This is a genomic window from Nostoc sp. (assembly GCF_036919575.1).
In the GTDB taxonomy this organism is placed as follows: Bacteria; Cyanobacteriota; Cyanobacteriia; order Cyanobacteriales; family Nostocaceae; genus Nostoc.
The window spans coordinates 75,463-94,232 of sequence record NZ_JBALBY010000017.1; the positions used below are offsets into that span (position 1 = coordinate 75,463).

Here is an 18,770-nt window from a genome sequence, read left to right on the forward strand (position 1 = left end):
TCGCGTAAGGTATAAATCAAAAACAAAGGCGGGTGCGGGGGTTGAACCCGCTAATCCCCACAATGGTGGAGACATAACCGATAATCCTAAATTCTGCGTCCCCGAAAGGCAAGTTGCGAACAAGGATAACCCGCCATGAAGTAGGAAGGATAAAGTGTTTCATCCTTTACCCTTCAGCAATATCTACAATTCACCCATAGCCAGCATCTGGATGATCCGAGGCGTACCTGGGTCGAACCCTGCCAAATCCCAAGACAGCGAATCTTCAGGATCTACCAAAGTAATTTGGTAAGGTGTCAAGGTGACATACACCGCCTTGACGTTGGGATTTACCTTTTTGCGGTACTCCTTCAACGCTTGACTTGGATGCTTATTTCCAGACCAGCTTTCCGAGTCAGTCCAAAAGCAAACTACATCAGCTTTGAACTTATTCTTAATCATCCAGTCGTAAGCCACAGATGCATCCGTTCCACCAAAGTTTTGGTTGCTAGCTTTGCGAACCGCAGAACTAAAACTATCTTTAGCAGTGATACCTAATTCCCGGAATTCGGTAGCAAAGCCGCGAATCATGTAGTTTTTCTCTGCTTTTGCTGTCACCAGTGCCATTGTAGTGGCAATTTCACAACAAGTTAGTCCCATATCTGCAACCAAACTACCCATAGAACCAGAAACATCCACGGCGTGCATGAACACTTTACCTGTGGGTTGCACAACATCAAAAGACAGTTCAACCGCCTTTTCTAAGATGTCCACAATCCGAGGAACTGGGTTCCAAGTTTTCTTACTGCGTCCTAATGTTCCACCAGATTCATAAGTCTTGAGTGCTTTCAAAACATCAATCGGATGGATGCGACCTTTCCGCAGATGTTCTCTGCGATTAAGAACTGCTTCCACTTGCAGCAAATTAGCGTTTTCATCAGCTCGTAACACACCTAGTTCAGTTAAAGAACCCAAGTTACGTAACATTGCACCTATTGGCATTTCCTGAAATAGCAGTTGCCAAGCAAGCTTGTCCATTTTGCCCACAGGTGCAGCCATTTCGTGGGTTAAGCGTCCTTGGGAAATAGCTTCATGGGTTTGGGTGGGATTCCGCTTCAGCCACTCATACCACCAAATCTGCGCCAACGCCTCTGAGGGGATATCTGCTGGCAATTCTTCCCAGCCTCTAACTACCCACTCAAATAGTTGACGGTGATTTTCTGTAGGCGGTTTTACATGGAACAACCGCAACGCATCTCGGTGGGAGAAGCCTTGACGCTGTTGATATTTCAACAGTTGATAAGCTAAACCCTTGACATCTTCCCTTGAGAGCCAAGTTTTACCAGCTTCCCGCACTACTTTGCCAAATCCCCGCAGAGATTTGGTGTAGTTCAACCATTCGTAGAAGTGGCTACCAGTGCGGACAACTTGCGGGAAGATTTCACCAAACGCCTGTTTTGCTTCCGGTGCTTCACCCATCGATAGCAACACCAAAGCCAAGATAGGCGCACTGTTATTGATGGCGCGTCCATCGCTAGCATACAAAATTTCTTCCGCTACACGGCTGGGATTTTCGGCAACAGCTTGTCTGACAACTGTCACAAAATCCTCAGTTAATTCCTGTTTCCCAGCGTAGTAAGTGCTTTTTGCTGTGCCAACCAAAAGACAACGGCGCAGCATCTTCCAAATACCAGCGTTGAACATCCAACCGCCGGAACGCCCCTGAACCATTTCTGCTTCTCGTCCGGGGATAGGTTGATTTTGGGGTGTAGTTGTTTTCTTTTTAGTGAAGAAGTTGTAATTCATCGCTTCATCTCCCGTCCCTTGCGGGCAAAATCAAAGGTGGCAGAGCGGGATTTGAACCCGCGACTTCCGGCTTAACAGGCGATAACCCTAATTCGTCGGCCTTTTCAGGCAAGGTGTGAATAAGGATGTTTTTCGGCGCTCTACCAAACTGAGCTACCTGCCACATGGAAATTTTGGATTTTGGATTTTAGATTTTAAATTTAATCTAAAATCTAAAATTATTTGGTGTAGCGGAGCGGGATTTGAACCCGCGACCTCTCGAACCCGATTCGATAACCCTAATTCGTCGGCCTTTTCAGGCAAGGGGTGAACAAGGATGTTTAGCGCTCTACCTCTGAGCTACCCGCCACATGAAATTTGGGATTTGAGATTTTAAATTCAATCCAAAATCTAAAATCTAAAATCTAAAATTAATTGGTGTAGTGGAGCGGGAATCGAACCCGCGAATGCTCGTTTTTAACGATAACCCTCAATTCATCGGCCTTTGCAGGCAAGGGGTGAATAAGGATATTAAGCGCCTTACCACTTGGCTACCCACTACATGAAAATTTAAAACTCAGCACTCAATTTGCTCTAGCGAAGTAGGATTTTTACCTACACTTCCAGAAGTTCGATCAAGGGTGTTTAAGTTATATGCGATAACCCTCAATATGTCGCCCCTTCCTGGCAAGGTGAGCGCTCTGCAATTTGAGCTATTCGCTACTGGTGAAAGCTAACTTCCTAGTGAAAGTTGACTTGTATTATTAATGTAGTATATGTAATATATGTTGTCAAGGGTCTGGCAAGCAAATTTAGAATTATTGCTTTGGAAAGAAAAGTTTAAGCGGCATAAGTAAGCCTCTGATCAGAATTTCGGGGGGATATTATCTGAAGGGTATTACGATCGCTCTCGTTAAAACCCTTTTATTTTCTCTGATAAAAAACTTATGCGCGTAGTTTATCGCCGTAGGCATCGCACACTAATGTCACAGAAGTAGAAGGGTGATCAGGGTATAACACCTACCAAGTAAAGGTTTTGCCGGGAAATTTGCCGGAAATTTGCCAAAAGATACAAAAAAGTACCCAAATTTTTGCCAATATAATAATATATTATTTCCTAAAATTCACTTGGCAAAAATCGGTATGAGTGAAAAACCGATAGAAGGTAACGGTAAAGCTTTTCTCGTTCTACTTTTGCCCATCTCGTTTTTGATTATTTTCCTGGTTGCCACCTGGAGACTTTTACTAGCGCTAATCGTGCTGGGAATTGGCTTCAAGATTTGGCAAGAATATCAATGGCAACAGTGGACTCAGCAAGTTAACCCAATTTTTCATCAGTTGGTTCGGGAAAATCAGGGCAGACTTACGCCAATGGACTTGGCAATCAAGGGCAATTTTCCTGGAACAACGGCAAAACGCTACTTGGATGGTAAAGCTTCGGAGTTTGGTGCAAGTGTACTTAATTCTGAAGATGCAGGGCAGTCTTATTACTTTATAACTGCCAGCATTCTCGGCAATATCCTTGACAGTAGTGAGCCTGTTAAAGAGCTTCCTGCTCAACCAGTTACTAAAATTGCGCGATCGCTCCTAGCACCACCACCAACCCTACAGGAGGAAGAACTAGAAACTGAATCACTCCCACAACCAACCCATGAGTCAGCTAAACGATCGCTGGAAAAACAGTTAATTTTTGGCTCTCTCATTCAATCTGAACTTGCCAAACGGTTAAATGTCTATTCCAGTACGGTTTATAAACGGCGAAATGATCCAGAGTTTCCTGAGTGGAGTCGCAGCAAAGACCCTGATGGTATTGCCTGGTCATACGTGGAAAAAACTAAGGAATTTTTTCCATTGGAAGAAGGTTAAACCAATTCAAAATTCAAAATTCAAAATTCAAAATTAACGCGATGTGCGACTTATTTTTAAAACCCCGCTTCCATTCCTCTCCTCGAAGGGTGGAGAGGCTTTGATTCTTGCTCCCCTTCCCTTGTAGGGAAGGGGTTGGGGGTTAGGTTTGAGAGTACAGTTGCACACGGCGTAAATTAGAATGATTGAATTTTTGTTTGTAACCCAACAGCTTCGCTGATGGTAGCTAATTTGTTTTCTTCTAGTTTGTCTAGCAAACCTTGAAGAATTCGGCGTACCATCAGTGGGCCTTCGTAAATCCAGCCTGTATAAACCTGGATCAGGCTAGCACCAGCAGTAATTTTTTCCCAAGCATCTTCAGGAGAAAAGATGCCACCAACGCCAATAATCGGGATTTGTCCTTGGGTTTGCTGCCAAATAAAACGAATTACCTCAGTGGAGCGATCGCGCAATGGTTCACCGCTAATTCCGCCAGCTTCATCCTGGGGTGATTTGCCAGTTTGGTCAATTACCTGGGTTTTTAGTCCATCACGGCGGATGGTGGTGTTAGTGGCGATAATTCCCGCCAGTTGGTAAGTTTTAGCAAGAGTTATAATATCAGCGATCGCTGACCATTCTAAATCTGGCGCTATCTTGACAAAAATTGGTTTTTGTGTAGTATTTTCTTGTTGCAATAATTCTAAGATGGCACTGAGCATTGAAGCATCTTGGAGCGATCGCAATCCCGGTGTATTGGGAGAAGAGACATTAACAACAAAATAGTCTCCCAAATCCTTGAGTAAACGAAAACTATCAAGATAATCCTGTGCGGCTGCTTCTAGGGGAGTTACCTTAGATTTACCCAAATTTATCCCTATCGGTATTGACTGGCTTAACTCCTGTTTTTCCTGTTCCAAACGTGTCGCCATTGCTGCTGCACCACGATTATTAAAGCCCATCCGATTCAGAGCAGCTTTATCCAACGGCAAGCGAAACAAACGGGGACGCGGATTTCCTGGCTGTGGGTGAAAAGTTACAGTTCCCAATTCTGCAAAGCCAAAACCCAGATTAGACCAAATGCCAGCAGCGACTCCATCCTTATCGAAGCCAGCTGCTAACCCTACAGGATTTGGGAAGTTTAGCCCAAACAAATTTTGTTCTAGGCGGGAATCGTACACACATAAGGACTGCTTTAGGCGTTGGTTTACCCAACTAGCTCTTTGGCGATTGGCTGTTTGCGATAGCCAACTAAAACTGCGAATCGTCTGCTGGTGTAACCACTCGGAATCGGTTTTTACCACATTAAACAAAAGCGGACGAATGGCAAATTTATAAATATCCATTAGCTTTTATCAGAATGATTACAGTTAAGTTAGAACCGGAAGTAACTCAGCAGGATCGGATGACACTCATCCAAATGATTCGCCAGTTCAATCAACATTTTTTTCCGTTGTCGGAGTGGCAACCTATAGCAGTTTTTGCACGAGATGAATCAGGCTTGATTGTTGGTGGAGTTCTGGGTGAAATCGGTTGCGATTGGCTTTATATCAGAGTCTTAGTTGTTCAAGAAGACTTACGCCGCAAAGGGATTGGAAGCAACATCCTTAAAATTGCCGAAAAAGAAGGTCAAAAGCAAAACTGTGTAGGGGTTCATCTTGAAACATTAGAGTTTCAAGCTAAGGAATTTTATGAATCCCAAGGCTACACTGTATTTGCTTTTCAAGAAAATTACCCACTTGGACATAAAAGATACTTCATGCAAAAGTTATTTAACTAATTCTGTGAGTTTAAATCACCGTTACAAAATTTAATTACAAAACTTAATTACGAACGCGAGTGCGTGCCGGAGGCTCTATTACGAATTACGAATTACGAATTATTTGAAGTAGACTGCCGCGCTTACTCTTTAGCTTGTCGGAGTTCTTCTCTAGCTTGTCGGAGTTCATCTTTAGCTTGTCGGAGTTCATCTTTAGCTTGTCGGAGTTCTTCTTTAATTAGCCGCACTTCTTCGGCAGATTTTCTCATTTCTTCAGCAAGCTGCCGGGTTTTTTCGGCAGAATTTCTCATTTCTTCAGCCAGCTGTCGCTGCTCCTCTTGTGAGAGCCTAGTGTCTTCCGCAGACTCTCGCTCGTTTTCTTGTGAGAGCCTGGTATCTTCAGCAGACTCTCGCTTTTCTTCTGAGACTTGTCTCTGCTCCTCTAGAGCATCAGACGAAGTTTCGCCCATTTCCCTAGCACTCCATAATCTAACTTTAACGAACCCGTTAGCTAGAATTTTCAGCAAACACCCGTAGCAATATTACTCAGGATGCTTTTCTGAGCATCTTATATACTACATTAATTATCTGACTTTTCACGGTGTCTAGAAAACCTCACTTCGATTCCTCTCTCCTGCAAGGAAGGTTAGGTTTTGCGTTGACTTTTCCATATAACGTGAAAAGTCAGATATATTACAAGCTATGTTAACCAATAAATCAGATGGGGCAGCCGCAAAAACCTATAGTCGGCGAACAGCACATCATCTCCTTGGGACGTATCCTGCAACGCCTCAGAGACGAAGATAATGTTGACGTTCTGATTGAAACTACTATTTCTTATCTCAAAGAGCAGTTTGACTACAAACTGATTTGGATTGCTCTTTACGATCGCCTGAATCACATATTGTTCGGCAAAGGAGGTATGACACCTGATAATGATACGGTCTTTTTACGGCAAAGAGTTGTTCTCAATCCTGGGGATTTATTAGAGCAAGTAGTGATTCAACAAAATCCCTTGGGTGTAGCTGATTTACAAACTGAAATCCGCGCCGCCGAATGGCGAAAAGTTGCTCAAAAGTTCCACATCAAGGGAACGATTATTTTACCAATTCGCTATAAAGACCGTTGCTTAGGCTTGCTGTTACTAGGTTCAGAACGCTGGGGCTACCTACTCACAGGGGAAGCAAAAGCACGTTTGATGATGGTTCTAGGCGAATTGGGGGCAGTGCTTTATCAAAATGAGATGGATTTGCAGTACAAGCAAACCAAGAGAAGCGACGAGCCATTATTAGAATTGCTGGAAAATTTACGCACCCTCAGTAACCTTAATCAAAGACTTGAAGCAGCAGTCCAAGCAACTCATAAATTTGTCTCCCCCAGCCGGACAAATATTTACTGGTTTGAGCGGGAAGGGCGCTATTTTTGGTGTCGGATGAGCAATCAGCTTGTCAAACTCGATCGCAATTCCAGCAGTCAGCAAGCAGCAGGAATGACTGTACAGGACTTGAGCGACTTTTATTATGCTTTAACAGTTAATCAAATTGTCTCGATTGGTGATGCCCGCAGTTCTTTAAAGAGCCATTTTACGGCAAAATTGCTGCAACGGCTGAAGGTGCGATCGCTCTTGGCAGCTCCAATCATCTGGCAAAAGGACTTAGTAGGTTTTCTGGCGGTAGAAAGCAATGAACCTCGGATATGGATGGAGACAGAAAAAAATTTCGTCCAAGGTGTTGCTGGCTTAATCTCTCTGGTTGCATCTACCGAAAGCATGGAAAGCACTATCAAACAGATTCAAGAAGATGCTCAACTGACTAGCCAAGTTGCCCAAGGTATTTATAGTGAACATGACCTTCAGGAAACTTTACACAGTTGTGCTAAAAGAGTTTTAGCCAGGCTTGGTGCTACACGATTTTTGCTGTTGCAGTATGACCCTGAACAGAATAATTATCAATTCATTTACCAAAATCAACCCCATAATCGCCGACCGTTGACATTTACCCTTGATACTCTCAAAGAATTAGATGGGCAGCTTTTGCAACGTTCAACTCAAGCGGTGGAAATTCAGAACTTAAATGAAGATTTACGCTTTTTTAACTGGCGTCCCCTTTTATTAGAAAATGGTGTGCGATCGCTACTTATTTGTAAATGCACTCACGAGCATATACCAGTAGCGCTTTTGGCGATCACTCACGAAAGTCATCATTCTTGGACAACTCTGGAAAAGGAATTGCTGTGGGCTGTCAGTCAACAGATTGGTGTGATTGTTCGTCAATGGCAATTACATAACCGTACCACCCAACAGCAAAAAATTTCCCAGGCATTTGAGCAATGCCTACGCATCCTGACAGAATCCCAGAACAGCAAAATCGAGGTCAAAAAAAAGCATTTAGAACATACAGCACTCCAACAAATAGCATCAATTTTGGGATGTCCTCTAGCGGTACTGCTATCTTGGTCGCCTAATGAAAGTTGGGCAGAAATTATCTCTGAAGTGGTTGACAATAGTCAATTTGGAGTTTTTTCCGATGCATCTATTCCTATCCAGTCTGAAGCCTTAATTCAGTGGGCACTTCTGACGGAGAGTTACCTGACTTTGAAGGTACATGATTTACCACCAGAAACCCGGAAATGGTTGAATGTTCCAAACAAAGGTCAAATTTTAGTGATGGCATTACGTACCAATGCTGACTATGAAAACACAGGTGTAGTGTTGTTGGCAGACTATCAAGAGCGTCCCTGGTCAGAACAAAGCCTCAGTGCAACAGTAACTCTGATTTCTCAATTAGCTTGGTGGCGTCGTGAAAAGCAAATTACCCGACTTCTAGAATCGACAACAGAGGAATTACGACAACTCAACTGGTACAAACATCGTCGCTTAGAGGAAATCCAAAGAATAACGGCGCTGTCCCTGAAACAAATACATGATTTGGGCATTCCTGCTAATGAACTTACTCAGATGCGCTACCAGCTATTGCTGCGGCAGTTAGACCACACAGCCACCTCTATGAGTGGAATGCTCAAACTAGAGCAGTGGCAGCTACATATTAGTTGGGAAACTATGCCCATAGCTAGTTTATTGAAGCGATCGCTCGAACGCATCGAAAATTTACTTAAACAACAAAAGCTGTGGCTTGGTGTACATGGTTTGGGACAACAAATTGAGGCCCAAGAGTCGCCAAAGAATTCTTCATTAGCCAAAGGTGTTCCTACCTTAAACGCTCAATCTGCAATGGCGATCGCTGGTGATATTGTCAAAATTGAATTAGTGATCCATGAATTATTAGTTACTGCCTGTAACCGTTCTCAAATCGGCGGCAGAATTGATATTTGGTGTCGCCGTTTAGATACTTCTAAAATCCTAGATGCAAATCCTTCTTCTTCAACCGTAGAAGCCGATCATCAGACATCGCTAGAACTATCGATTACATACAACGGTGCGATCGAACCACAGTTACTCACAGAGTTACATGATAATACACCCAAGGATGTGCTTGCTCACTCCAACCTCGACCAACCACCAGGTTTACATCTGGTCATCTGCCAAAACCTCATGCAGGAGTTGGGAGGAGAGTTAAATTTCTATCAATTACCAGATAATCGGGTAGTTAGTCGCTTGCTGTTGCCGTTAATTGGTAATGATTCTTAGAGGATGTTTGAAAAGTATTGGGCCAATAGAATAGAGCCTCCGGCACGCTGACGCGAACGCTACTACACAAACGAAGTCCAGCGACCTGGACTAAGAGAAAATAAAAGGGTTTTAACCGAATGGCACTAAGTTAAGATACAGCCCCTGCCCTGACTGGTTCCCAGCCTCCAGGCTGGGAACCAGTCAGGGAGGCTCCGCCTCCAGTGGCTTGACCAGAGGCAGAGCCTCTCGGAATTCGTTCCCAGCCTGGAGGCTGGGAACGAGGCGACACAAGCCTTGGCGATCGCGTTTGTTATATCGGCGACTCCATTTGCTACATTGGCGATCGCCTTTGCTACATTGGCGATCGCATTTGTTATATCGGCGACTCCATTTGCTATATGGGCGATGGCCTTTGTTACATTGGCGACTCCATTTGTTATATCGGCGACTCCATTTGCTATATGGGCGATGGCCTTTGTTACATTGGCGATCGCCTTTGTTATATTGGCGATCGCCTTTGTTATATTGGCGATGCTTACGGTTGGCTACGCCCAATACGGTTCGGTTAAGATCCCCCCGCCTGCGGCGACCCCCTTAAAAAGTGGGTAAAAGAGGGTTATGAGCAAGCCTTTTTAAGGGGGGTTGGGGGGATCTTCCTGGGCAAAATATCACTAACCGAACGGTATTGTGGCTACGCCTACGCATTTGTTACAAAAACCATCACTTGATATTTATCCAAAAGACTTGCCTGCTCTAACTCCTGCCATTTTTTAACTCGTCGAACTCACCTCATATCAACTACAAGCGTTAACAATTTATCCTTGTCACTGTCAACGCTAATTAAACGCAAATATAAAATTATCTTGACTTGAATATTTACAATAAAACGTGACATTTTTTAAAATAGTAGTTAATATGTAACTTGATAAAACACTGATCAACATCATTCGTTTTTGAATATTAAAATATCTTAGCTAAATATCACCAAGATATTTATGATTTAGCATGAATAATATAGCGCTTATCGGTTGAGTGAAATACAGACCTAACCCCCAACCCCTTCCCTACTAGCGTTGGGGAGTAAGGTTCAAAGCCTCTCTCCTAAAAGGAAAGAGGTTTGGAGAGAGGTCAAAGGGTATTGCATACAAACGAAAAGCGCTATAAAACAAAAATTGATTGTTATAAATACATATCGTATTTACAGATTTAGATAGTTAATTAAATGTTTATATCTATTTTGGTATGAGAATAGCGGCTTAAATCTGCATTTATTAGGTAATAAGATGAAATCAAAACTCTTAAGCCATCGCTTTGAGCAAGACCAATATAAAATTTATCTGCCTGGAGGAATCTATTAATGAGATTTAGATACTTCAAGCATTTGTTGAGATTTAGTTCAATCCAAAGCATTATTGTTTTGGCTCTCATATCAATTCCTAACTTGTGTGGTGCATCTGCTCAGACTACTCCTAAAGGGGGAATTGACTGGATTTTAGTAGTAGATACTTCTGCTTCCATGCGTGGTGTCGGTGGAACGAAAAATATTTTTGAACCAGTAAAGAATTCTGTTAATGAATTTATTAACACGGCCAGATTAGGCGATACCGTTACTATTTATACTTTCGATCAAGATGTCACCTTAAATGCCAATGATGTCAGTATTAATAGTAATGCAGATAGAGGAAAACTCAAGCAAATAATTAGCTCACTTCAAGCTCAGGGTATGCGTACTCATACAGGTAAGGCTGTACAAAAGGCTTTGGAACATTCTGCCCTGTTAAACAAACGTGCTGATGCTCTTGGTCGTACTGTCAGCATAGTTTTTTTGACAGATGGATTAGAAGATGTGCGTGGTATTCCTAATCCTATTTCTATTCCTAGCAATACCCAACTTTTACCCGATCAACAATGCAAGCCCTATATATTTTTTGTGTCTTTAGGATTAAAAGAACACGAAAAGCAGCTGAATGACTTTGCTAGCAATCCAGCGCTTTGTGGGAAGGGGCAAGTATTGCGAGATCCTGGAGGAGTTCAACTCAATAAGCTGGCTGAAAATATCCGACCAGCAATAATTCAACCTAAGCTTGATGTCAATTTACCCACGGCGAATTTGCAGCCAGTATTACCTGGAACAACTACTGAACCGCTTAATATTAATGGTGTTAGTAATGTCAATGGTAAGGTAAGTTTGCAACTAGAAGACCCTCAGCAAAGTGGCATTCGCTTAATTCCACCCGATCGCACCATCGAGTTAGTTGCTAATCAAGCAACAGTCATTCCCGTGCGTTTGCAGATACCAGCAGAGGCAAAAGGGGGCGTTAGTAGCTTGCGCTTGGTGTTGGCGATCGCAGACCAAGGCATTGCACCGATTACAATTGACCTACCTATAACCATTAAGTCAAAACTCCAAATACAACCGACAAAGATAGATTTTGGCTCAATAGAAGCAGGTAAAACCACTGAAAGCCAAAGTTTCCTAGTTAACACCAATATATCTGGAACAGCTAGCTTACAACTGCAAGGCAATTCCAAAGACGTTTCGATAGCAGAACCTTCAGCAGCTATATCCTTACAACCAGGAGAAACTAAAATTCCCGTGCAGTTGCAGGTTACTGATAGCAATTTTGCAGGCGATCGCACTTTCACCTTAGTCCTAACCCCAGATAATTCGGTTGTTAGTCCTGTGAGTGCGGGAGTTCATCTGTATATTTTGATGCCACTGGGACGAAAAATAATCATTTGGTTGCTCTTAGGGCTGTTGGTGTTGTTAATTGCCCTGATTGTAGTTTGTCTGATTCAACGCAAAACCCCCTTGGAATTAGTCGAACATTTCCGCAATCGTAAGTACTTAGAAGGAGCCCTGGTAGTGCTGGAACCACGACCACAATCATCGGAAGACCAAGAGATTAGTCTCACTCACCAGCACAAAAACAAAGTCTGCTTAAGTGAATTAATACCAGTAATAGCTGGTACAAATTCTGATGCCGAGTTAGTCACAGTTTGGCGGGCAGGCAAAAAGAATATAGATTTACATTGTTTGAAAGGTGTAATTTTTGTGAATACTAAAAATATAAATACTGATGAACTCTACGACGAGGACATTATCGAGATTGGCAACGTTAGGCTGCAATTTAACTGGATTGAACACCAAAGACCCTCTGAGTTAAGCAGTGGGCAGACAAACTCTTGAATAATATCACAGGAAAATGAATGTTAAGTCCCACGGTTGTGCGTCCCACGGTTGTTTTTCGTCCTACCGTTGTTATCGGGTTAGGAGGAACGGGTTATGAAGTTGTACTCAAACTCAAAAAGCGATTTATAGATGTTTACGGCTCAGTACCAGAAGTTATTCGTTTTATTTCAATTGATACTACCGAAAATATTCAAGAACGAGAAAAATCACCTGATGGTACCAAGGTGATCTTAGAACCTAATGAACTTTATGCCATCTCTGTAGCAAATCCCCTACCGCTAACACGTAACGACCACATCGCTGAATGGTGGCCTAGGGACATTTCAGCAGCTAGCCTAATCAGTGGTGCCGGACAGATTCGCGCACGGGGACGGCTGGCCTTATTTGCTAAAGTAGCCGATATTGACGCTTTAATTGCTCAAGCAATCAATGCTGTACGGGAAATTCGCACTAGTAAACAAGCATTTTCAGATAACTTTCAAGTTTCCAGTCGGGATGGTGTCGAAGTTTTTATTGTTGGCAGTTTGGCTGGTGGGACGGGCAGTGGTACATTCTTAGATGTGGCATTTTTAACACGAGAACATCTCAATAATTTTTCTAATATTACGGGAGTATTTGTTTTACCGAGAGTGTTTGCCAATATTCCCCAAACTCATTTGGTGAAATCTAATGCTTATGGCGCTCTCAAGGAAATCGAACACTTTTGGGGATTGTCACCATCTAATAGCATTGAGATTGATTATGGGATCAGAAAAGTCAAAGCCGATCGCCCTCCCTTTGATGCGGTATTTTTAATTGACGGGGTTAACAAAAATGGAACTGTAATCAGTCGTCCAGATGATTTGCAAAATTTAGTTGCAGATGGTTTGTATATCCAGATTGGTTCTCAAATCGGTCTAGATGCTGCTAACGTTGCTGATAACATTCGGGCTTATCTGGCAACTGGTGAAAAAATTCGCGGACGCAATATAAATTACTGTAGTTTTGGCTTTGCTACTTTGACTCTGCCAGTACAACAATACGAGCGAATGAAGTTAGAGGACGCTCAAAACTTGTTAAAGAATGAGTTAATGGCATCTACCCCAATAATCGATTTAGAAAACGAAATCACCCGATTTTTAGAAGATTCCAACTTAGCAGAAGCGACTACTGTCCTGAATGCCTTAACTGAAAGCGATCGCGGCGGACAAATGAAACCCGAATTCCGAATTGGCGAAATGCGTTACGATCGCACAGCTTTGCCGACGATCAAAGAACTCTACAAACGGCAGTTAGATCAATTTGAACAACGGACGGCTCAAGAATTGGGATTGAGTTTTTATCGCTTACAGCAGACTACAACTGCTGCGATCGCAACTTTCTGGGAGCGCAGTATCAACCGTCCCAATGGACTAGCTTATGTCTTGCAATTTTTAACCAGACTTTCCCAAAAACTTGATGAATTGCAACAGAGTGTACAACGCAAATCGCAAGAGGCAAAATCTAGCTTCAATGCTTTGAAATTAGAACCACAAGAAGAAAAGATTAAAGAAGCCGCAGAAACTTGGTTTTCCAATAAAAATACGATTCAAATAGCTTGCCAGAAGTACAAAGAACGGGCTGACCAAAAGTGGAAAACTTATTTACATTTAAAGCGGTGTGATAAAGCGGCTGAACTCTATGGTGGGTTGCGGGTCAAGGTAGAGGAAATCCAGGAAAAGTGCCAGTATCTACACAGCAACTTAGATAAAGTTTATCGAGATTTAGAACAGAGTTATCACGATGTCAGCCGTCAAGGAAATAACGATAATCCTTTTATTCACACTATTCAGCGCATCAATCTGCAATCGAAACGCCCCAAAGTCACTGGCGAAGATTTTATCCGTTGGTATCGAGAACAGTCTGAAAGTTTAACGAATTGGTCTGAGAAAAAAGCTGAAGATGTTAAGAACGAAATTCTAAAATTTGTCGATGAAGCTTACTATCCTCTTACCAGTATGACTGTTGAGCAAGTTTTAGCAGATAGTAATCCAGAAGATGCCGGACAAGATTTGCAACAACTTGGCAAACTTGCAGTTCCTCTCTGGCAGTATGAACTAGCGGAAATTCCCATTCAACAGCAACACTTAATCACAGAATTTTATTACTACGGAGTAGAGAGTAACAATACAATTTTTAGCAATCCGCCTCTTTCTAGTCGCTTGCCGAGAGGAAATAATAATCCTTCTTTCGTACCGACAGGTGAACCCCATAAGGTAATGCTGTTTCGAGTGGAAGTCGGTGTCCCCTTATTTGCCTTCAACGGAATGAAGGATCTAGAGTCAGCTTATCTAGATCCGAATAAAGTCTTCAAGCATTTACATCGCAATTGGACAAACTTACCCAATTTAATTCCACAGGAAGATGATGGTGGGGCGTTGCGTTGGTTTGCCTTAGCGTTGGCACCCGATCCGTATAAATTGATTGTCAATCAGAGACGGCAATATTCTGTTTATACAGACCAAGCGAAAAAATTAGAAGATCAAGTTTTGCCATTGGGAGGCGATCGCAAGTCAGCATTTAAAGCTTTCAAAAGTAACTTGCGTTTAATTAAAGAAATTACTGAAAAAATTGAGCGGATTACCCACCAAGACAAAGACAAAGCGAAAGTTGTTCTGGAGAACTACACCAATCACCTCAATCAGGTTTTAAACGGAGGTAAGGTTGATGCCCAGATTAAAGAACAGGTAGAAATGGAAATCCAGGAAATTGAAGCTTACCTCGAAGATTTAGATGTGATTATTTAGCCCTGTATTCTAGGCTCTAAGAGGATGTTTGAAAAGTCCTCTTCACGGTAGCAAAAGGTTTTAGATCCCCCTAAATCCCCCGATAAATTGGGGGACTTTGATTCCGGTTCCCCCCTTTTTAAGGGGGGTTAGGGGGGATCAATAAGTGCAAAGATACAGCAAATCACTTTTCAAACAACCTCTAAGAGTGTTTTTATGCCCAAACCAACTATTTTACTTGCACTCGATCCTCACAGTGCCGCTTTTTGTGCAGCCATTAAACGGCAACTGCAAGAATTTCCAGCCGACCAAAGCTGTTTAATTCAAACTTATACCTTAACTTGGGATGGTCAAACTTTTGGTTTTAGTGCTGAGTTAGATCAGTTTGCTGACACGAGTTTTGATCTCGCTCAAACTCATAGTAAACAAGCTTATGTCTCCAAAATTCGGACTCAGTTCACCGAAGCGACTGGCGAACTGCAAACTGCACTGATCGAATTATTGAAAACGGCTGATCAATCCAAAGAAGCGATCGCAGCTAAACGCCAAGGAGTGGAAATCAGCAGCAGCCATCGAATATATCTCATGTTGTCAGTTAGCAATCAATTTACTAGGGCTGTCGTTTTTGAAATAGTACGCTTGATTCGTTGGCTATTTTCTAAATACTTCACAGATATTCCTTACAGCTTAGAAGCTTTATTGTTACTACCAGGGTTATTTACCCAAGCCACAACTACTGATTACGGTGCTGCTTACGCGCTTGTGAAAGAGTTAGATTACAAAATGACTACTGGAGTTGCGATTACAGGTACTCAAAAAGCACCACCTTTTGATAACTGCTGGCTGATGGATGAGCAAATTGGGGGACTGAGGGATAATTTGCCCAGCTATGCTGATGCTTTGGCAGGTTTTCTCACCGTGGAACCGGAAACCAACGGCTTATTAATTGGCACACAAAAAGTGCGGGGTAAAATACCCGCCTATAGTGCATTTGGCTATGGAGAGCTATTTTTTGCAGGGGAAACAACAATTAACCGTTTGAGTTCCGCCTTAGCTGCCGATATTTTGATGGAGCAGTTTTTACCGAAGCCAGAATTCACTCCAGAGGCAATTCGCAAATGCCTGTTAGATGCCAAAGGATTTGTACTCAGCGAAGATTTCAGCAATGCTTTTCTCGGATTAGAACGAGATAACGGCAAACCCGTTTGGCAAGATTTTAATCCGCGCATTGAGATGCATGCTGGCCAGGCTCAAGAATATGGAATGGAATTGCAGCGTGCTTATCGGCAATTTGAAAATAAAGAGCTACTTTCTTATAAGCGATCGCTGGAAACTTGTTGTAAACAATTACAGGTAACATTAACTACCTTTTTAGACCGCACTATTAATAACTATGCTGATGCTACACCTAGAGGTTTGCATGAAGTAGCTAGGCTATTAAACATATTGACCTTTTTGTATTTGGAACTGCAAACGGATGCCATTGGCGATCAATCTCAGAATCTGGTTACAGAACTGCGTGTGGCTGAAGCATTTCTCGACTCAAGATTGCAGGTAACAATTAATCAAGAAATCACTCAAAAGCTGCTCAACCAAATTCTGTCCTTAAAATCGCGGCAGCAACAATTACAAGATATTTTAGCTGAAAGAAATTCTGAAGAACAACTGCAAGAGCTTCAAACAACTCAGAAACAGCTAGATACGGCAATTGCTGACTATCGCCAAGAGTTAAATGCAGAAATCGAACAAACTCGACAAATTCGTTTTCTAGCGATCGCAGGCGCTCGTGAACAAGCCACAGCTGCGATCGTTGTCGCTCAAAATCACTTAACTGCCATTGAAACTCAACTTGAAACAGCCACAGATCAACTAAATGAACTGTTAACAGAAGAAAACCAATTTCGCTCTCAATATCTGGTCATTTATCCTATTTTGGTTGCGACTGCTTTATTCGGCTTGCTGATTGCGATCGGAATTTTCAATCAATCAACACTATTGCTATTATTGCAAAAGTTTTGGGCTAACTTAGTTAGTTACCTGCTTTGGACTGCGGTAACAATTCTGGCTTACTTGGGTATCCTTTGGCTGAAGTACAGTACTAACATTCGCGGTCGAATTCAAAAGGTTCAGAAACAAATTAAACGACTAGAAAGCACTGTTAAAGCAACCATTGTCGAATTACGTCGCAGTTATAACGAACAATTAAAGTTAGAGTATGATTTATACGCCCAAAATCTCCGCGTCGAGGCATTGAATTATCTGATTAAAACAGTTAAACAAAGGGCTGAGACTTTACGCCAAACTCTGAGCAACTTGTCTGAGATATACAATGATTTGGTTGCTCAACGCGATCGAGCTACGACGAACTTCTCAGAAGTTAGACTCACAGTTCTCACCGATGCAGATATTGATGCTTATTACCAAACTTTCCTGACCACACTAACAACTGAGACATTCACTCAGGAACGAATTAGCCGCTCTCAATCGTGGAAAATTTCTGCTGAAGAATTTCAGAAGCAACTTATCCCCTTTGTTCGCCAGCAGTTTGAGCAATTGGGCAATTTGTCTATTGGGGAAGTATTAAAAAAATCAGATTTAATTGCACAAAACACTGCAAATTTACGTTTGAATCAACTTTATAATAGCGCTAACTTGTTGCTGCGAATTCAGGATATTGACACTAATTTAAACCCAACTTCTCAACGGGAAATTACCCTCTGGGTGGGAGCAAAAGATAAAGAACAAATTTTTGCGCTTTACAGTCGATTTAGTCGCACTTTAACCGCCTTAGTAGCTGAAGATGAGCAGAGGTTGTGTATTTTGACCCGTTCGTTGGGCTTTCCGGCTTATTTTCTCAGTCAAATTGAGTTTTATCGAGACTGCTATGAACGGACTCAGAGTGAACAAATCGACGAAGACGAAAACATTCCCGATTTAATCCCAGAGGAAATTGGCTCTAGTCGGGAATTAAAACTAGCTTATCAAACTTTGCTTTTAGCGATCGCTCTTGGGCTACTATCCCAGAATTCTCAAGGTGATTATCAATTCAACGGTCGGTCACTTGGTAAAGACCGAGAACAAATTGCCTTAGCTTTAGCAACTGAGTTCAATTTTCAGGAACTCTATGGAAACTTAGATGAACGTATCGAAACATTTGAACGTGATTTTATTTACCATAAATTACAGGAATTAGGAACATCTGCGTCATATTTAAATCATTATGAGGTTAAGCTTTTAGATCATCTACTCTCAGAGTATAATCCTCTGAATTAGGCGTTAAAGCGCCCTCTTTATGGTAGAATACGCTTCAGTTAAGACTTAGAGGATGTTTTAAAAGTCCTCTGATCGATATAAAAACGTTTTAGATCCCCCTAAATCCCCCTTAAAAAGGGGGACTTTGATTCTGGTTCCCCCCTTTTTAAGGGGGGTTAGGGGGGATCAACAAGTGCCTAAAATTACAGCCAACCACTTTTAAAACATCCTCTTAACTGTTTACCAAAGTCAATTTTTTTAACGAACCGCAAAGGACGCAAAGAAGAGGCAGCGCGGTCTTGGGGGTTTCCCCCATGAGCGACTGCCGTCGCAAAGGAAGAGAAGGAAGAGAAGGAAGAGAAGGAAGAAATGCTTAACTGAACTGTATTGCTTTATGGTATGGCGAGAAACGCGAACCATCCATTTTGCAGAACTTAAATTAAAAAAATATCCCATCGTCGGGGCATATTGCAATACGCCCCGACGAATGTACTAATCAGCAAAAATTCTGAGTGCAGAGTGCAAAATAATTTAGTGAGCAGGATTTCAAAGACTCAAATTGAGCCAAAAAAGTTTTTCCGCCTGTGA

The 18,770-nt window shown here is 42.2% G+C and carries 11 protein-coding genes and 3 tRNA genes; 7 read left to right on the top strand and 7 right to left on the bottom strand.

All coding sequences use genetic code 11. The annotated features are described in order from the left end of the window. Nucleotides 1-183: 183 nt before the first annotated feature. From V7K27_RS06090 to V7K27_RS06105, 4 genes are all read right to left on the bottom strand, one after another. On the bottom strand, nucleotides 184-1,785 hold the full coding sequence (locus tag V7K27_RS06090) for a TROVE domain-containing protein (RefSeq protein WP_334945281.1): 1,602 nt from the start codon (nucleotides 1,783-1,785) through the stop codon (nucleotides 184-186). A 36-nt stretch (nucleotides 1,786-1,821) separates the two neighbouring features. Further along, nucleotides 1,822-1,948 (bottom strand) — tRNA-OTHER (locus V7K27_RS06095). Between the two features lie 60 nt (nucleotides 1,949-2,008). Next, nucleotides 2,009-2,135 (bottom strand) — tRNA-OTHER (locus V7K27_RS06100). A gap of 65 nt (nucleotides 2,136-2,200) precedes the next feature. Beyond that, nucleotides 2,201-2,326, bottom strand: a tRNA-OTHER gene (locus V7K27_RS06105). 581 nt (nucleotides 2,327-2,907) lie between these two features. On the opposite strand from V7K27_RS06105, the gene V7K27_RS06110 reads away from it, so the two are divergent. Next, nucleotides 2,908-3,630, top strand: a complete 723-nt coding sequence (locus tag V7K27_RS06110; protein ID WP_334945283.1) for a hypothetical protein — start codon at nucleotides 2,908-2,910, stop codon at nucleotides 3,628-3,630. A 176-nt stretch (nucleotides 3,631-3,806) separates the two neighbouring features. Here the strand turns inward: V7K27_RS06110 and V7K27_RS06115 are convergent, their stop codons facing one another. Then, nucleotides 3,807-4,952: a quinone-dependent dihydroorotate dehydrogenase gene (locus V7K27_RS06115; protein WP_334945285.1), complete on the bottom strand. Its 1,146-nt coding sequence runs from the start codon at nucleotides 4,950-4,952 to the stop codon at nucleotides 3,807-3,809. A 14-nt stretch (nucleotides 4,953-4,966) separates the two neighbouring features. On the opposite strand from V7K27_RS06115, the gene V7K27_RS06120 reads away from it, so the two are divergent. Beyond that, entirely contained in the window at nucleotides 4,967-5,386 is a 420-nt protein-coding gene (locus tag V7K27_RS06120) for a GNAT family N-acetyltransferase (RefSeq protein ID WP_334945287.1), read from the top strand. 122 nt (nucleotides 5,387-5,508) lie between these two features. Here V7K27_RS06120 and V7K27_RS06125 read toward each other — a convergent pair whose 3' ends face one another. After that, nucleotides 5,509-5,835, bottom strand: coding sequence for a hypothetical protein (locus V7K27_RS06125; RefSeq protein WP_334945289.1), 327 nt, complete (start codon nucleotides 5,833-5,835; stop codon nucleotides 5,509-5,511). Nucleotides 5,836-6,086: 251 nt separating this feature from the next. On the opposite strand from V7K27_RS06125, the gene V7K27_RS06130 reads away from it, so the two are divergent. Then, nucleotides 6,087-9,011: a sensor histidine kinase gene (locus V7K27_RS06130; protein WP_334945291.1), complete on the top strand. Its 2,925-nt coding sequence runs from the start codon at nucleotides 6,087-6,089 to the stop codon at nucleotides 9,009-9,011. 130 nt (nucleotides 9,012-9,141) lie between these two features. Here the strand turns inward: V7K27_RS06130 and V7K27_RS06135 are convergent, their stop codons facing one another. After that, nucleotides 9,142-9,282 carry a hypothetical protein gene (locus V7K27_RS06135; RefSeq protein ID WP_334945293.1) on the bottom strand — a complete coding sequence of 47 codons (141 nt, stop codon included), beginning with the start codon at nucleotides 9,280-9,282 and terminating at the stop codon, nucleotides 9,142-9,144. Between the two features lie 5 nt (nucleotides 9,283-9,287). Here V7K27_RS06135 and V7K27_RS06140 point away from each other — a divergent pair, with 5 nt between their 5' ends. The 4 genes from V7K27_RS06140 (at nucleotide 9,288) to V7K27_RS06155 (ending at nucleotide 18,203) form a co-directional block, all read left to right on the top strand. After that, complete coding sequence (locus tag V7K27_RS06140; RefSeq protein WP_334945295.1) at nucleotides 9,288-9,602, top strand: hypothetical protein; 315 nt, start codon at nucleotides 9,288-9,290, stop codon at nucleotides 9,600-9,602. Nucleotides 9,603-10,350: 748 nt separating this feature from the next. Continuing rightward, on the top strand, nucleotides 10,351-12,183 hold the full coding sequence (locus V7K27_RS06145; RefSeq protein WP_334945296.1) for a vWA domain-containing protein: 1,833 nt from the start codon (nucleotides 10,351-10,353) through the stop codon (nucleotides 12,181-12,183). Between the two features lie 20 nt (nucleotides 12,184-12,203). Then, nucleotides 12,204-14,951 carry a tubulin-like doman-containing protein gene (locus V7K27_RS06150; protein WP_334945298.1) on the top strand — a complete coding sequence of 916 codons (2,748 nt, stop codon included), beginning with the start codon at nucleotides 12,204-12,206 and terminating at the stop codon, nucleotides 14,949-14,951. A 195-nt stretch (nucleotides 14,952-15,146) separates the two neighbouring features. Further along, nucleotides 15,147-18,203: a hypothetical protein gene (locus V7K27_RS06155; protein ID WP_334945300.1), complete on the top strand. Its 3,057-nt coding sequence runs from the start codon at nucleotides 15,147-15,149 to the stop codon at nucleotides 18,201-18,203. Nucleotides 18,204-18,770 lie beyond the last annotated feature (567 nt).

Bases quoted from the DNA above. Each gene is read 5' to 3' on its own strand.
- V7K27_RS06155 (WP_334945300.1), top strand. From the start codon at position 15,147: ATGCCCAAACCAACTATTTTACTTGCACTCGATCCTCACAGTGCCGCT.
- V7K27_RS06125 (WP_334945289.1), bottom strand. From the start codon at position 5,835: ATGGGCGAAACTTCGTCTGATGCTCTAGAGGAGCAGAGACAAGTCTCA.
- V7K27_RS06150 (WP_334945298.1), top strand. From the start codon at position 12,204: ATGTTAAGTCCCACGGTTGTGCGTCCCACGGTTGTTTTTCGTCCTACC.
- V7K27_RS06130 (WP_334945291.1), top strand. From the start codon at position 6,087: ATGGGGCAGCCGCAAAAACCTATAGTCGGCGAACAGCACATCATCTCC.
- V7K27_RS06090 (WP_334945281.1), bottom strand. From the start codon at position 1,785: ATGAATTACAACTTCTTCACTAAAAAGAAAACAACTACACCCCAAAAT.
- V7K27_RS06145 (WP_334945296.1), top strand. From the start codon at position 10,351: ATGAGATTTAGATACTTCAAGCATTTGTTGAGATTTAGTTCAATCCAA.
- V7K27_RS06115 (WP_334945285.1), bottom strand. From the start codon at position 4,952: ATGGATATTTATAAATTTGCCATTCGTCCGCTTTTGTTTAATGTGGTA.
- V7K27_RS06110 (WP_334945283.1), top strand. From the start codon at position 2,908: ATGAGTGAAAAACCGATAGAAGGTAACGGTAAAGCTTTTCTCGTTCTA.
- V7K27_RS06120 (WP_334945287.1), top strand. From the start codon at position 4,967: ATGATTACAGTTAAGTTAGAACCGGAAGTAACTCAGCAGGATCGGATG.